The organism is Novosphingobium sp. BL-S-21 (assembly GCF_055521655.1).
On the sequence record NZ_CM145495.1, the window covers coordinates 1,531,399 to 1,546,007 of the forward strand.

A 14,609-nucleotide genomic window follows, 5' to 3' on the forward strand; every position below is an offset into this window, starting at 1 on the left:
GGCAAAACACGGCCAGATCGACGCGCGCATGAGCAGCGACGCGAAGTCTGCCGATCTCGTCTTGGGACAACGGAATCCGCTATTTCTCAATGATTAGACAGCATCTTCAAAGAAGAGCACGAAGTTCTCAACGAGACGCATTTACATTCATTACGGCTCTATTTTTCAGGCCGAAATGGTTTTTGTTTCCGTCACTTGCATGGGTTCCGGTCACACCTCGAACGAGCGATCGAGGGGCGGGCGAAGGCCTCGGCGACCGAAGTGGAGAGCTGATCCGCAGTACGCAGATCACGCGGCGCGCATAAAGGGCGCCGGCGCGGTCGCTGTCTCGACAAGGACAGCCTTTGACTAACGGACAGTGGATTTGCCGGTTCCCGATGCCGCCGATCGCGGCACCGGGCAGCGCCTTCAGTCCGAAGTCACCAGCTTGCGGGTCCGGCGATAGAGCGCATGAACCAGGACGAAGAACAGCAGCGTGCCGCCGACGAGCGCCGGTCCGGCAAAGCCGTCGCCTACCAGGGCCAAAGGCGCGTCGCTGCCCGAAGCCGCAACGATCCCGGCGAAACCGACGCCCCAGAGGCTTTCGCCCACGATCAGGCCCGTCGCCGTGAGCACGCCCATGCGCTCGGCGAATTCGGGATCGCGCTGCTTCCCGGCCCAACGGTCGTAGAAGAAGCCCAGCACCGATCCGATCACGGTCGGCAGGATCACGCTCATCGGCAGGTAGATGCCGATACCGACGCCGAGCGGCGGCAGGCGCAGGCGGCCCATGGCGCCCAACACTTCGTCGATCACGATGAAGGCCACGCCGGCAGCAGCGCCCCAACCGATCATCGTCCAGTTGAGATTGCCGCCGAGCACGCCCTTGGCCAGGGTCGAGATCAACGCCGCCTGCGGGGCGGGCAGCGCGTTAGGGCCGGCATTGGCCGCGCCCGCAAAGCCGAAGGCGGTGTTCAGCAGGTCCAGCACCGGCGGGATCACCAGCGACCCGAACACGACGCCGATCACCAGAGCGACCTGCTGCTTCCACGGCGTCGCGCCGATCAGCTGCCCGGTCTTGAGGTCCTGGAGGTTGTCGTTCGAGATCGTCGCCACCCCGAACACGATGCCGGTGACGATCAGGGCATAGGCCACCAGCGCCTCGGTGGTTCCAGTCGGTTGGTCGCGGCCGAACAGGCCCACCAGCATGAGCGAGGCCGCCACCACCGAGAGGATGCCGATGCCCGAAACGGGCGAGTTGGACGCACCGATCAGGCCCGCCATATAACCGCAGACCGCCGCGATCAGCAGGCCGATCACCAGAATGAACGCCAGCGCGCCGGAAATCAGCAGCATTTCGGAGCCTGCCAGCGGTCCGCTGCCGATGACGCTCCACAGCAGCACCGCGATAGGCACCAGCATGGCGAGCGTGCCGAAGAAGACGATGGAGATCGGCAGGTCCTGCTCCTCCACCGCCAGCTTCTCGCCCGCCTGGCGCGCACGGCTGGCGGCAAGGGCGGAACGCACGCCGCCGATGACCGGTCCGGCGATGCGCAACAGAGTCCAGACGGCAGCCACGCCGATCACGCCGGCGCCAAAGAAGCGGACGTTTTCGGAAAATACGGTGGAAGCCCAGACTTCCGCCCCGCCCGGCAGCGGGTTCTGCGCGGTCAGGATCGGCAGGAGCACCCACCAGCCCACCACGAGGCCGAGGAACATGGCCATGCCGACCGAAATACCCACGAGGTGCCCCACGCCCATCAGGGCGAAGGAGAGGCCGCCGGAAATGCCGGTCGCACCGGGCCCGGCGCGGAACCAGACCGAGGCTTCCGCCACGGCAAGGCGCGTCTGGGTGAGGATCGCGAAGCCGGCGGACGCCAGCGCGTTCCACAGGAGAACTGAGAGACCCTTGGCGCTTTCCTCGGCACCTTCGCGCGATTCGGAGCCGACGCGCAGCACTTCGGCGGCGGCGTGGCCTTCGGGATAGGGCAGCGGCGTATCCAGCACCAGCGCACGGCGCAGCGGTACGGAGAACAACACGCCGAGAATGCCGCCCGTCCCGGTGATCGCGGCCGTGGTCCAATAAGGGAAGCCCTGCCACCAGCCGATCATGACCAGCCCCGGCAACACGAAGATGATGGCCGCCAGCGTCCCGGCCGCACTGGCGACGGTCTGGACGATGTTGTTTTCGAAGATCGTCGAGTCCTTGAACCCGCGCAGGATCGCCATCGAGATCACGGCTGCCGGGATCGAGGTGGCGAAAGTCAGGCCAACCTTGAGGCCCAGATAGACGTTCGCCGCCGTGAAGAGCAGCGTGATCACGCCGCCGAGCAGCACCCCGCGCAGGGTCAGTTCAAGCGGCGATCCCGCGCGCGTGCTGCCAGTCTGGTTCGCCATGTTGTCCCGTTCAGCCGATCATGGGGCCCACCCGCCTTCTGCCTGACGAGAAGGAGGCCCGATATGGAATTCTCTGCGATCTTCGGAAGTCGAAGCGGCACGCTCGCTGCCATATTGTCGCGCAGCCGTCCAGCGCGAGCCGCGAAAAGCGCCCGCTTTCAGGCGTCGCACATGCCATTCGAGCAGCAAAAGCGCGGTTACCGCCACCGCCGCGCCCAGGATCATGTCGATCAGATAATGCGTGCCTTCCACCGGCGTGGACAGGAGCATCGCCGCATTCAGGGCGATCACCGGCCAGCGCAGCCCCCGAATCCGCCAGGCCGCGACGATGTAGAGCACGGCCGCGGCAGTGTGGAAACTCGGCGCCGAAACGATGCCCCGCAGATGGGCCAGGTCCACCACATGGACGCCGTGTGCCCGCAGCGCCGGGATCAGGCCGGGCTGCCAAAGCTCGCTTTCCGGCATGTAGACGATCGGCTGGTGCCACAGATGCGAGAACGGCCCCAGCGCCGGCATCAGGCTGAACACGGCCAGGGTGATGACCGCCGCCAGCCAGAAACCGGCCAGAAAGCGATAGGCCGCCTCGCGCTGCCCGGACTTTGCCGCCGACCACAGCAGCAGTGCAGGCGTGATGTAGATGCTGCGATAGGCGGTCGTCCCCAGCACCTGGAGCCAGGGATGCGCGACGACCTGGCGATAGAGCGCGAGCCAGTCGAACCCCAGCGCCTCGTCGATCCGCTGCAGGGCGTCATCGGCATAACCATGCGTGAGCGCGGCGACCGGATAGCTGGCGGCCGCCCCCATCAGTGAGATCACGGCGAACAGCGCCGCATACTCGCTGAACGCCGCACCGGCCGGCGCATGGCGCCACCGCATCCGGGGAAGGAAATGGCGGCACGCCAGCGCCAGGGCACCCGCGAGATAGAACGGCAGGTTACCCGCGCGCCAGGGGTCGATCCGCAGCCCGGCCCGGTGCAGCAGCATCCCCAGGGCCACCAGGCTGAGCGCGAGGCCGACCATGAGATGGCGGCGAAGCACATCGCCCTGGCCCGATGCCGTCAGGCGCGTGGCCGGAAGGACTGCCGAACGCTCCGGCAGCCTCGCCTCCACGGCGCGCGCCTCCGCTCCGTCGAGTACGGAGGGCGGCACGGGCAGAAGCGGCTGCATCAGGGTCATTGCGGTTATCCAGGGGCGCGAAGCCCACGTTTCGAAAGGATCGCGTCCAGCCCGAATTCTCCTTAAGCGGGGCTTAACTGCTATCCGGGCGGCAGATTAACTCTTCGTCATGTTCGGTTTTCCGCGAAAGGGCGGAACCTCTTCGCGACAGGGGTGTTGAGATCGGGACTGCTCAAAGAGGCAGAGATCCCGAGGGCCCAATCCCCACCCCCGACCGGGCCCCGTCACTCCATCAAGGCCGCCCCCATGCACGGTGGGCGGCCTTTCCATGTCCGGCGTGAACGGCAGGACGGGCTTTTCCGGCGATCTGGGCGGTGGGTTATGGCTGCCGACCGCTTGTTGTCGGCGCAAACCCGCTCTAGAGGCCGCGCCCGGTCCTCGCCTCTAAACAACGATGGACCGGGGGGCGGTGGCGCGCTGCGTTGCCGCCCCCTCCTGCTCGCTGTCGTCCGCGGACCATGCGAAGAATACCGCGAATGTCAGAACGAACGCGTGCCTTCGCCTTCATGGTCGGGCTCGATCCGGGAGCGCAGCCGGTCGAGCAGATCGGGCACCAGATCGCGAAGATGGATCAGGTCGAGGCGCGATCCCACCCGCGATGCGGCAAGATCGTAAAGCCGCTGGGCATGGTCGATCAGTTCGTCGTCGGTCATCGCAGGCGCATCCTCTGTTCGGCCATCCGCGCAAGCCGCTAGTCTTCCGCCGATGCCTGCACAAGCAGGCGCCCCGCACTATCCCCTTTCACGTCGATGGATCTTGCCGCCTCCACTTGCGGCGGCGGGCGCTCAGACCCGAACGTCCAGCATCAGGTAGCCCGGATCGAAACTGCCGCGACCGGCCAGGGCGTCCCAGTTCTCCACGCGCACCCGCCCCTGCTCGAAGAGAAGGCCGCATTCCTGGCGCAAGGCGGAGACTGTGCGATTGACGTGAACGGTGGTGAGGCCCAGCGCATCGGCCATCTGGGCCTGGGTGATCGGCAGAGCGAAATCGTCCCGCGCGTCCAGGCCGTGCGCTTCCATCCGCATGCCCATCTCGCAGATCAGGTGCGCCGTGCGGGTGACGGCATCGGCCCGGCCGAGATTGGCCGTCCATTTCGCCAGGATGGAGGCATCCGTCACGGTGTCACGCCAGAACGCCCTGGCAATCGCGGGACGGGAATCCGCAAGCCTGCGCAAGTCGCCGTGCGGAATGTGCAGCACGACCGACGGCACCAGCGCCTGGATGCCCCAGGCCGGGAGCGGCATCGGCACCGAATGCAGATCGGCCATGTCGCCCGGGATGTGCAGCGCCGTGATCTGCCGCTTGCCGTCCGCCATCTGGTCGAACCGGGCCAGCAGGCCGTCCACTAGCAGGATCGCATGGTTCACGCCGTGGCCCGGAAGAACCAGATCCTGCCCGCGCGAGGCATGGACGCGGCGGCCGCCAAGCTGCTGCATCGCTTCCACTTCCTCGGCGGAAACCACGCTTCTCAGCTGGATACGCCTTACGAACAGAGCGACGGCGTCATGACTGTGCACAGGCGTTCTCCCCGTCTGCAGGTGCGCAAATTCCATGCGGGCACAATGGATCAGCCGGCCGTAAGTTGCGTGAGATCTGCTTCCGGCCATCTCGGGCGCGCGCGGCAAGGGCAGCCTCAGGATTCGTGGCCCATGATCTCGGCGTAGCGAGCCTCCGCGACGCCGTAGAACGGCCCGCAATACTTCACCAGGCCCGCGCGGTCGCGGATATGCACCAGTCCGCGCTGCGCCCTGATCCAGCGCTCGGCTTCCAGGTTGTGGATGGCGTGGGTTATGCTGGCCCGGCGAACGCCAAGGATGATCGACATCGCCTCATGCGTGAGCGCAAGATCGTCGTTGCCGATGCGGTCGTGGTACATCAGCAGCTTGCGCGCCAGGCGTTGCTGCACCGTGGCCCGCACGCCGGCGCTGGCGGCAAGGCTGATCTGCACGATCTGCGTCTGGATGTAACGCAGGAGATAGCGCAGCAGCGACGGGCTCGTTTCCAGCAAAGTCTGAAATTCCCCGCGATCCAGCGAAAGCGCCTCTCCCTCGATCTGGACGCAGCTGTCCCGCTGCGGAAGCAGGGTACAGATCGCACTCGCGCCAACGATACCCTCGCAGCCGACCACGCCGACTTCCAGCGGTATGGGAATGTCGCTGGTCTCCAGGTTGGAAACCACGCCCGATTCGATGAAGTAGACCTTTTCCTGAAGTTCGCCGCGTCGCTCCAGATACTGCCGGGTGGCAAGCCACTCCCGGCGCAGCAGCGATTCGACGCGCCCGCGGTCGTCTTTCGACATGCCCAGCAACAACTTGTTGCAGGTCTTTCCCGTCTTCAATCCGCCTGTCATCGGCAGAGCCCTCCCCCTGGCCGGACCGACCAAGAGATATTCCATTTTATCAGGAAAATACAACGATCGATGCGCGCCAAGGTTCCTTGAGATGCGGCTTTCCCGACGCACCACGCAAGTATCTGCAAAAGCACCGTATTTTTACATATACTCATTTTCGATCAGTAGAGTTACCCTTTCGGGCTACCCCAAACCACTGTACGCGGCCGTACAAAGTTTTCCTCTTTTTAAAACCGAGTGCGAACTGTAGATAAGCCCTCGCAAGAACGCCAAACGGCATACAATAATAATAAGTATACGATTATCGCCGAATGCACCGGCAAAGCGCCTGGGAATGCGCGTCCGGTCTTGCTGACTTATTGCGAGGAGGAACTGGATCGTCATGAGCATCGGCTCGAGGAGAGGGCGGACGAACCTGCGCGGATCGTCGTATGTCGCGGCACCGGCGCACCGGTCATGGTCACGCTCGGACAAGGATGGGCGTCCTTCGCTCACGCCTTCGGAATCGGCTGCCCTGCAGCAGCGGCTCTGGGCCCTGCTGGACGGAGACTAAGGGCGCTTGGGGCCTCGCGTCTCCGCTGGAGGCCCCAAGCACGGACATGATGCATTCGCGACTTCGAAAGCAGCTATTGGACAGAGGATGAAGCATGATTGAGTTCGCAGGTTTCGAACAAGGCATCGATCGCGCCAGGTCCATGCGCGAGCACCTAGCCTCGACCACGCGGATCGCCGCGGAACAGATGCTCGAAAACGGCCAGGAAATTCAGGCGCAGATCGTGGCCCAGGTCTCGACGGCACGCGAACGGCTGCTGACCTGCCTGGACGGCATGGCCAAGGCCGGCGATCCGGCCAGTGCATCGCAAGTCGGGGTGTCGTTCATCACGGATTCCGTACGCGCCTATACCGAGAACATGGCGCAATGGAGCGACCTCGTCCTGCGCAGCTGTCACCGCGGCCTCGATGCCGCCCAGCCGATCGCTGGCGAGCGAACCGTTCCCGCCGCGTAACCGCCAAGCCCCGGCCTCTCCGAGGCCGATCCATCAAAATTCGAAGTGCGACCCTGACTGGGCCTCGCGCGCTGGTGCGTGCGGGGCCTCATTGTCGTGCCGAAGCGGCGCAAGCCCTGTGCGTTTCACACCCTCACCCTACCCGGCGCGGCTATCGGCAATCGTTGTCAACGGTTCGTCGCAATCGCGCGACCGGGTTGGCTAACCCGATCCTATGAATAGTTCGAGCGCATCGCGGCGCCATCGAGGAAAAGGGTTCAGGGTTCGTGGAATTGTTCGGTCTTCCGCCATATGAAGGCATTGCAACGCTGGTGTTTCTGGCGCCTCCCGTGGAACTGGCGTTCCGTTCGCACCGCAACGCGAAACCCGCTTCGGTGGAATGGCTGACCCGGCAATTCGACCGTATCGCCGACGAGACCCTGCGCGCCCGTACCGCCCAGGAACTGCGCAAGCTGGTTCGCGCCACCAAGGATATCCGTCGCGCCGATTTCACCACCGCTCTCGAACGCGCCCGCGCCGCGCTGCAGTCTCCGGCCGGCGAAGAGGCGGCGCACGCCGTCAATTGACGGAACTGCCCTCGCCGGCGCGATCCTACCCTTGAGCGGCAGGCGCCTTGCGCACTTTCCCGTTTATCATGACGTGATCGAACACGATGTCCTCCACGCCCTGCCCGTGGAGTTCCCCGTCGGCCAGTTGCAGAGCGAAGTTCTTCAGCAGCACGTCGCGGATTTCCGTCTGCCCCGGATTGGGCCTGATCGTGCCGAGCGCGCCGAACCGGCCGCTGATGCCGGAAAACTCCAGCCCGCGCACCCATGACATCGGCGGCGCCATGCCCTTGAGGTCGGTATACTGGCTCCAGGGCTCCACCGCCATGACCGTGCCTTCGGCATGATCCAGGCGGATGTTGCGGAAGCGGATATCCTCGTAACGCTGCGGCGTGTCGGCGCGCAGCTTGAGGCGCGCCAGCACCATCCTGCCGGTCACGCGGCAGTTCTCCATCACGACATCGCGCACGACCGTGGCCTCGCTGCCGCAGGCCAGGGCGTGATGGCCGCGCCGGAAGTGGCAGTTGCGCACGCGCAGCCCCTCCACCGGGGGACTGTCCCTGTCTTCCAGGGCATGCGGCCCCTTCGATCCCTTGGCGGCGATGCAATCGTCCGTCACCGAGAACGTGCAGCCGTCCACCGTCACTTGCCGGCAACTGTCGACATCGATGCCGTCGGTACTGGGCGCCTGGGCATAGTCGTCCGGCACTTCGAAGCGCGCATAGCGCACCAGCACGTCTTCGCAGCGATAGAGGTGCAGGTTCCAGAACTGGGAATCCTTGAAGGTCACGCCTTCGACAAGGACGTTCTTCGAATTCTCGATCAGGGCCAGGCGCGCGCGCGGCAGGCCGAGGTTCGGGAACTCGTCGGGAACCGGCGCGGCATTGCGCAGCTTCCAGAAGCGGTCCCAGACCGGGCGCCCCGCACCGTCCAGCGTGCCGCTGCCGGTGATGCGCAGTCCGTGGCAGCCATCCGCATTGATGAGCGCGGGGGTAAAGCTCGGCTCGAAATGCCCCTCGATGCGGGTGCGGCGCGGCGGGAAATTTTCCATCCGCGTGGTACAGCGCAGCACCGCTCCCTCGGCGAGATGGAGGTGAACCCTGGGCTTGAGAAACAGCGCCCCGCTGACGAAAACGCCCTTCGGCACCACCACCGTCCCGCCGCCCCGTTTGGCGAGACTGTCTATCGCCGCCTGGATCGCGCGGGTGTTGATGGTGACGCCATCCGCCTTTGCACCGAAGCTGACGATCGACACTGCAATGTCCGGCTCCGCCCCCGCACCGCCGGCCTGCGCCAGAAGCGGCAGCGCCAGCACGGATAACGCGAAAGTACGGCGATCGCAGTGGCTGCTGGACATTTATGCTCCCGGTTCGGGTCGAAAATCGATCCCATATGGTGTTATCTTATTCCACCATACATGACCGCAAGCCCAAGGGAAGCCTCCGCTTCAGTCGGTGAAGGCCGCCTCCGGCACGGCATATCCGCTCTGAACCGGCGTGATCAGCCCGGACAAGTCGAAGCCCTCGCGCTCGGCCGCTCCCAGGAAGTCTGCCGTCACGTCCGGCGCAAGATCGGCGGTGCGGGACAGGAGCCAGAGGTTGTCGCGATCGGGCGTGCCGACCAGCGCCACCGTATAGTCCGAGGATATCCGCAGCACCCAGTAGTCGCCCTTGGTGAAGGGGATCCAGCGCAGGAACTGGGGCAGGAAGCTGACTTTCAGGCGCGCATTGCTGCCGTCGATCGGGAAGGCCTGCCCGATCGATCGGTCCGGATTCCCGTCCTTGTCGATGCAACGGTTTTCCACCCGGACGCTGCCGTCGGGGTTGCGGGAATAAGTGGCGGTAATGTCCCGGGCTTGCGCATCCTCCCACTTGAGAGGCAAGCGGCAGATTTCGAACCATGTTCCGAGGTAGCGATCGATATCGAGCGCCGGAACGGTAGAGACTTCGCTGTCGTGGTCGGCCATGGGCTACTCCGTTTTGCGAGGAAACGAAGTGGTGCGCCGAGTTGTTCCGGCCCGCCGGAGCCGTGCTCAGCGCAATTGGCTGTCCTTGCTGCCACGCCGGTTGATGCCGGAGAAATCCGGCCGCTTGTCGCGCTGGGACTGGCAGGAAACACATGTCCGCGCGCCGGGGAGTGCACGGCGGCGGGCGGGGGGAATGGTCTCCCCGCAGACCTCGCAATCCTCCAGCCCCTCACCCTGCGGCAATCTTGCCCGGGCGATGGAGACGGCGTCCTTGAGGCTGTCGTCGATCTGGTCCTGAACGGCGCCGTCGGGCGCCCAGCCGTTGGCCATGTGACTTTCCTTGCATGCACCCTTCCGCCCGGTAGCGATATGGGGACGCCGGCCGGCGATTGCATCGGCTTTTCGGGAAACGGCTCTAGCTCTGGGGCTTCTGGCTGCGCAGGTAGGCGATCAGGTCCGCGCGGTCGAGCGAGTCCGGCACGCCGGGGAACTGCATCGTCGTGCCCGGAATCAGGGCGGAAGGCCCGGCGATCCAGGTGTCGAGGGTCTTCGCGTCCCAGGTTCCGCCCGCGCGCGTAAGCGCGGCGGTGTAACCGTAGCGCGTGCTGTTGGTGCCGAAACGCTTGCCGAATACCCCGAAAAGGTTGGGCCCGCCGCGGTCCATCGCGCCCTCGATCACGCTATGGCAGGCCGCGCATTGGCGGAACTTGCGTGCGCCGGAATCGGCGTCGGCCACTGTCATGAGGCGTTCGAACGAGGGATCGGGTCCGGCCGCGCGCAAGCGCTCCTCGCGCCGGTCGTCCCCGCAGCCTGACACGAGGGCGGTGGCGGCCAGCAGGACCGGCAGGGCTCTTTGCCATGTCATCGCCGTCAGTCGCGGTGGAAGAACGGCGGCCGGCCGCCCAGCACATTGCGCGCCATCTGGCCGCTGTCGTGCAAGGCCAGCGCACCGCCCGGCGTCGCCTCGTCCCAGAAACCGGGATCGGCATATTGGCCGAGCGCTTCCTCATATCGCCGCAGGACATCGGCCTGCACCGAGAGCATCTCGACGGCAGCACGAACCTCGGGAAAATCGTCCCCCTCGCCCGCGCGCACAATATGCGAGAGATCGGCTCGTCCCGCCGCCTCCAGATATCCCGACACGAAACTGCGCGCCATCCCGATCACTGCGTGGCCGTAGCGGTCAGGCATCATGCTTTTCCGCCCTTGCGTTCAGGTCGGCCCAAAGCTTCTCGGTCCCGGCTTCCTGCGCCTTGTTCACGTATTGCGAGGCGACCAGCCAGCCCTTGATATATTGCAGCGGCACGATGCATCCGATCCCCAGCAGCGGGAACGAAGTCAGCAGATGGACCCAGAACGGCGGCTCGAACGCGACCTGCAGCCAGACGGCGAAGAACGTCAGCGGAAAGGCGACGATGCAGAGCGAGAAGAAAGCCGGGCCGTCGTCGGGCGCCGCAAAGCCGTAGTCCAACCCGCATTGGGGACAGGTATCCTGCAACTTCAGCCACTTGCGAAACATCGCGCCTTTTCCGCAGCGCGGACACAAGCCTTTCAGCCCGCAATGGAAGATCCAGCGTCCCTTGCTGGGCGGCAATGTATCCGGCTGCGTCATGGTCCGATCCGAAAAATGTCCCTGGAGTCGATATTGCATCATATGGTTTTTGTATGCATACAAAGTCAATGCAAATCACATCGCAAAAATGGTTGCCAGAGATCGACCCGGCCCTCGGGCCTGTCTACCTGGCGATATGCGCGGCCATCGGGCGCGATCTGGAGCAAGGAAGGCTCGCCCCCGGGGACCGTCTTCCCCCGCAGCGCGAATTGGCGGAAGCGCTCGGCATCGACACTGGAACGGTCACCCGCGCCTATGCCGAAGCGCGGCGGCAGGGGCTGATCGATGCCGAAGGTCGCCGCGGCAGCTTCGTGCGCAATCGTCCTGCAGGCGGCATTTCCAGCGAAGTTGCGCCTTTCGATACCGGGATGAACCTGCCCCCGGTCCCCGCGGCCGGCACTTTCGCGCGGCGCTTCGCGCAGGGCCTGCAGCAAGTGCTGGACGGACCAGCGGCCGCCAACCGTCTCCAGTATCAGCCCGCAGGCGGCGCGCCGGAGGACCGGGTGGCCGGAGCGCTATGGCTCCGTGCATCGGGGATCGAGGCGAACGAGGACAATGTGGTGGTCACCAGCGGCGCGCAAACGGCGCTCCATGCCGTGGCCAGCGCCATCCTCCAGCCGGGCGACGCGGTATGCACCGGCGCTTTCGTCTATCCGGGCTGGACCGCGATCTGCCGCAGGCTGGGCATGACCATCGTGCCCCTTACCGGCGACGAAGAGGGTATCGACCCTGACGCGTTCGAACGGGCCTGCACCGCCCAGCCGATCCGTGCGCTCTATCTCGTGCCCGAGAACGACAATCCCACGACCGGCACGCTCAGCCGGCAGCGGCGCGAGCGGATCGTGGAGATCGCGCGCCGCCACGACGTTCTCCTCATCGAGGACGATCCCTACTCGCGCCTGGACAGGACCGATATCCCCGCCCTTGCCGCGCTGGCGCCGGAGCGGACCTGGCATGTCGCCAGCCTCTCCAAGCTGATTTCGCCCGCGCTGCGGATGGCCTATCTGCGCGCGCCGCTGCTGCGCGACGCCATGCGGCTTGCCACGGATACGCACGAGACCACGATCATGCCGCCGCCGCTCAACATGGCCGTGTGCACGCAGTGGCTGGTCGACGGCACCTGGGCCGCCCTCGTCGGCGAAGTGCGCGAGGAATGCCTGGCCCGGCAGGCCATCGTCGCTTCCACTCTGCCCGCAGGCGCCTACCGCACGGCGCCTGCGGGCTATCATCTCTGGATCCCTTTGGGGGGAGAGACCCGCGCTCACGAACTGGTGAGCGCGATGCGCCCACTCGGCATCTCGGCAGTCTCCAGCGAGCACTTCCGCGTCGATCCGGCGTGCCAGCGCCATGCCGTGCGACTCTCGATCGGCGGCAGCGTGGACCACCCGCGCCTCCACCGCGCGCTCGAAACGGTAGACGCCCTGCTTCACCACCGCGACGGTCGAGCCAGCCCGATGGTCTGACGCCTTGCGACAGATGTCGCAGATCGCAACGCGCTGGCGATGCTGCAACTGCACATGCAATTTTGTCTATTGCGCTGCACCGCAACATGGCGCAAGAAGGACGGGCCTTTCAGGCATCCTCTCCCAAAACTTTTCAAGCCGGTCCCATGGGCCGGCTTTCTTTTTGCTGCGACTGCGTTGCGGCCGCCTCGCCATTTTTCGGCAGAGACCGGGGCCTGCGGGCAATTGTCACGGTTCGGTAACATTGGATGCCGATAGCCCGGCCATCATGACCGAAACCCGCCCCACCGCCCCTCTCGCCTATTCCCGCCGCGCCGTCATGGGAGGCGCGCTGGCCGCGGGGACGCTGTTTTCGATCGGTGCACATGCGGCGGCCGGCCTGCCGCCGGGCCTGTTCACGCTCGGCGTCGCCTCGGGCGATCCCGAACCCGAAAGCGTGATTCTCTGGACCCGCCTCGCGCCGCAGCCCATGGCACCCGACGGCGGCATGACTTCGGCCCCGGTGGACTTGCGCTGGGAGGTTTCTGAGGATGAGCGCTTCTCGCGGATCGTGCGCTCGGGCGTGGCCCGCGCCGAGGCGCGCTGGGGCCATTCGGTCCATGTCGAAGCTGGGGGCCTGCGACCCGGCCGGGCCTATTTCTACCGCTTCATCGCCGGCGGCGAAGCCAGCCCGGTGGGCCGCACGCGCACGGCCCCGGCACGCGGGGCTGCCGTGGACCGCCTGCGGCTCTGCTTCGCCTCCTGCCAGAAATACGAGGTCGGCTTCTACGCGGCCTGGCGCCATGTCGTGGAAGAAGACCCGGACCTGATCCTCTTCCTGGGCGATTACATCTACGAAGGCGCGCCCAACAAGAAGGACGCGGTTCGCCTCCACCGCAATCCCGAACCGATGGATCTTGCGGGCTATCGGGTCCGCTATGCCACCTACAAGCTCGACCCCTTGCTCCAGGCCGCCCACCACGCCGCGCCCTGGGCGCTGACCTGGGACGATCACGAGGTCGCCAACGACTATGCAGGGGCGCTGGACCAGGGTAACGGCGATCCGGCCGCATTCCTGCGCCGCCGTGCCGCCGCTTACCAGGCCTATTACGAGCACCAGCCGCTGCGGGCGCGCCCACCGCGCGGGGCGGACATGCGGCTCTATCGCACGCTCGACTGGGGCAGCCTGGCTCAGTTCCAGATCGTCGACGACCGCCAGTACCGGGGGCCGCACGCCTGCCAGCCCGAGGGCCTGATCGAGGCGCACCAGCCCTATCACAGCCGCATCGGCAATTGCGCGGACCTCTATACCCCCTACCGCACGATGCTGGGCGCGGCGCAGGAGCGTTGGCTGGACGAGCGCCTGGGCAAGAGCACTGCGCAGTGGAACCTGCTCACCCAGCAGACGCTGATGCGCCAGACGGTTCAGCATTACGAGGATGGCGCCGCCGAATACTCGGCGGACAACTGGTCCGGCTATCCTGCCGCGCGCGACCGGATCTTCCGCCGCTGGGCCGAGGCCGGAACCAGCAACCCGCTGGCTCTGGGCGGAGACATCCACGCCTTCGCCGCCGCCGACATCCGCAATCCCGACCGTCCGGACGATGCGCCGATCGCCGCCGAATTCGTGGGCGGATCGATCACCTCGCTCCGGCCGGATCCGGACTTCAAGCGCCTGGCCGCTACCAACGGGCTGGCCTTCGCGGAGAACGACGTGCGCGGCTACGGCCGGATCAACATCGATGCCCGCGGGGCTGCCGTCACTTATCGCGGACTGGCGGACGCCCGGCGCGAGGATTCGGGGATTGCCGACATTGCCCGCTTCTCGCTGGAAGCCGGCAAGCCCGGCCTTCACGTGGAAAGCGTCGGGTAACCGCCGGCTAACAGGGTTCGAAGGTTCCCATGAGGTGCAGCCACCATGCGGGGGTCAAGTCGGCAAGGTGCTGGCGCAGCACGCCCGCGATGAGGGGCAGGAAGGCGGCCAACCAGCACGCCATCGTCAGCGGCCTCGATGCGTTTGAACAAGTGCAGCTCAGCGTGCTGCTCGCGAAATTGCTGGCGACCGCGGAGTAAGCGCGCGGCGCGCAAGGGGCCGAGGATCGGGCACTATCCCGCCGCAACGTCCCTGTCCGTCG

At 65.9% G+C, this 14,609-nt stretch carries 16 protein-coding genes; 5 read left to right on the top strand and 11 right to left on the bottom strand.

Annotated features, from left to right (window positions below; genetic code table 11):
* Nucleotides 1–408 precede the first annotated feature (408 nt).
* From ACZ1J6_RS06045 to ACZ1J6_RS06065, 5 genes are all read right to left on the bottom strand, one after another.
* Nucleotides 409–2,376 carry an OPT family oligopeptide transporter gene (locus tag ACZ1J6_RS06045; RefSeq protein ID WP_431567084.1) on the bottom strand — a complete coding sequence of 656 codons (1,968 nt, stop codon included), beginning with the start codon at nt 2,374–2,376 and terminating at the stop codon, nt 409–411.
* Between the two features lie 18 nt (nt 2,377–2,394).
* Complete coding sequence (locus tag ACZ1J6_RS06050; protein WP_465127085.1) at nt 2,395–3,552, bottom strand: phosphatase PAP2 family protein; 1,158 nt, start codon at nt 3,550–3,552, stop codon at nt 2,395–2,397.
* Nucleotides 3,553–4,031: 479 nt separating this feature from the next.
* Nucleotides 4,032–4,205, bottom strand: a complete 174-nt coding sequence (locus ACZ1J6_RS06055) for a hypothetical protein (RefSeq protein ID WP_431567082.1) — start codon at nt 4,203–4,205, stop codon at nt 4,032–4,034.
* A 132-nt stretch (nt 4,206–4,337) separates the two neighbouring features.
* On the bottom strand, nt 4,338–5,069 hold the full coding sequence (locus tag ACZ1J6_RS06060; RefSeq protein ID WP_243654428.1) for a Crp/Fnr family transcriptional regulator: 732 nt from the start codon (nt 5,067–5,069) through the stop codon (nt 4,338–4,340).
* Between the two features lie 116 nt (nt 5,070–5,185).
* The gene (locus tag ACZ1J6_RS06065; RefSeq protein ID WP_431567081.1) at nt 5,186–5,851 is read right to left on the bottom strand and encodes a Crp/Fnr family transcriptional regulator; all 666 of its coding nucleotides are present in this window, start codon (nt 5,849–5,851) and stop codon (nt 5,186–5,188) included.
* A 433-nt stretch (nt 5,852–6,284) separates the two neighbouring features.
* Here ACZ1J6_RS06065 and ACZ1J6_RS06070 point away from each other — a divergent pair, with 433 nt between their 5' ends.
* The 3 genes from ACZ1J6_RS06070 to ACZ1J6_RS06080 all read left to right on the top strand — a co-directional run bounded on the left by ACZ1J6_RS06070 (nt 6,285) and on the right by ACZ1J6_RS06080 (nt 7,475).
* Nucleotides 6,285–6,455, top strand: a complete 171-nt coding sequence (locus ACZ1J6_RS06070; protein WP_314468502.1) for a hypothetical protein — start codon at nt 6,285–6,287, stop codon at nt 6,453–6,455.
* Nucleotides 6,456–6,549: 94 nt separating this feature from the next.
* A complete protein-coding gene (locus ACZ1J6_RS06075) occupies nt 6,550–6,909 on the top strand; it encodes a hypothetical protein (protein WP_431567080.1) in 360 nt (119 codons plus the stop codon).
* Between the two features lie 311 nt (nt 6,910–7,220).
* Complete coding sequence (locus ACZ1J6_RS06080; RefSeq protein WP_132269327.1) at nt 7,221–7,475, top strand: hypothetical protein; 255 nt, start codon at nt 7,221–7,223, stop codon at nt 7,473–7,475.
* A 25-nt stretch (nt 7,476–7,500) separates the two neighbouring features.
* On the opposite strand, the gene ACZ1J6_RS06085 is transcribed toward ACZ1J6_RS06080, so the two are convergent.
* From ACZ1J6_RS06085 to ACZ1J6_RS06110, 6 genes are all read right to left on the bottom strand, one after another.
* Nucleotides 7,501–8,811: a glycoside hydrolase family 28 protein gene (locus ACZ1J6_RS06085; protein ID WP_431567079.1), complete on the bottom strand. Its 1,311-nt coding sequence runs from the start codon at nt 8,809–8,811 to the stop codon at nt 7,501–7,503.
* 90 nt (nt 8,812–8,901) lie between these two features.
* Complete coding sequence (locus ACZ1J6_RS06090; RefSeq protein WP_132269324.1) at nt 8,902–9,420, bottom strand: lipocalin family protein; 519 nt, start codon at nt 9,418–9,420, stop codon at nt 8,902–8,904.
* 66 nt (nt 9,421–9,486) lie between these two features.
* Nucleotides 9,487–9,750: a DksA/TraR family C4-type zinc finger protein gene (locus tag ACZ1J6_RS06095; protein WP_132269322.1), complete on the bottom strand. Its 264-nt coding sequence runs from the start codon at nt 9,748–9,750 to the stop codon at nt 9,487–9,489.
* Between the two features lie 85 nt (nt 9,751–9,835).
* Nucleotides 9,836–10,285 carry a c-type cytochrome gene (locus ACZ1J6_RS06100; RefSeq protein WP_431567078.1) on the bottom strand — a complete coding sequence of 150 codons (450 nt, stop codon included), beginning with the start codon at nt 10,283–10,285 and terminating at the stop codon, nt 9,836–9,838.
* Nucleotides 10,286–10,290: 5 nt separating this feature from the next.
* On the bottom strand, nt 10,291–10,611 hold the full coding sequence (locus ACZ1J6_RS06105) for a hypothetical protein (RefSeq protein ID WP_431567077.1): 321 nt from the start codon (nt 10,609–10,611) through the stop codon (nt 10,291–10,293).
* Nucleotides 10,604–11,032 carry a DUF983 domain-containing protein gene (locus tag ACZ1J6_RS06110; RefSeq protein ID WP_132269318.1) on the bottom strand — a complete coding sequence of 143 codons (429 nt, stop codon included), beginning with the start codon at nt 11,030–11,032 and terminating at the stop codon, nt 10,604–10,606. Before ACZ1J6_RS06110 ends, ACZ1J6_RS06105 begins: the two co-directional genes overlap by 8 nt.
* A 92-nt stretch (nt 11,033–11,124) precedes the next feature.
* Here ACZ1J6_RS06110 and ACZ1J6_RS06115 point away from each other — a divergent pair, with 92 nt between their 5' ends.
* Both ACZ1J6_RS06115 and ACZ1J6_RS06120 read left to right on the top strand, forming a co-directional pair.
* Nucleotides 11,125–12,495 (top strand): aminotransferase-like domain-containing protein, encoded by a 1,371-nt coding sequence (locus ACZ1J6_RS06115; RefSeq protein WP_431567076.1) that lies wholly within the window; start codon nt 11,125–11,127, stop codon nt 12,493–12,495.
* 268 nt (nt 12,496–12,763) lie between these two features.
* A complete protein-coding gene (locus ACZ1J6_RS06120) occupies nt 12,764–14,347 on the top strand; it encodes an alkaline phosphatase D family protein (protein ID WP_431567075.1) in 1,584 nt (527 codons plus the stop codon).
* The last annotated feature ends 262 nt before the right edge of the window (nt 14,348–14,609 follow it).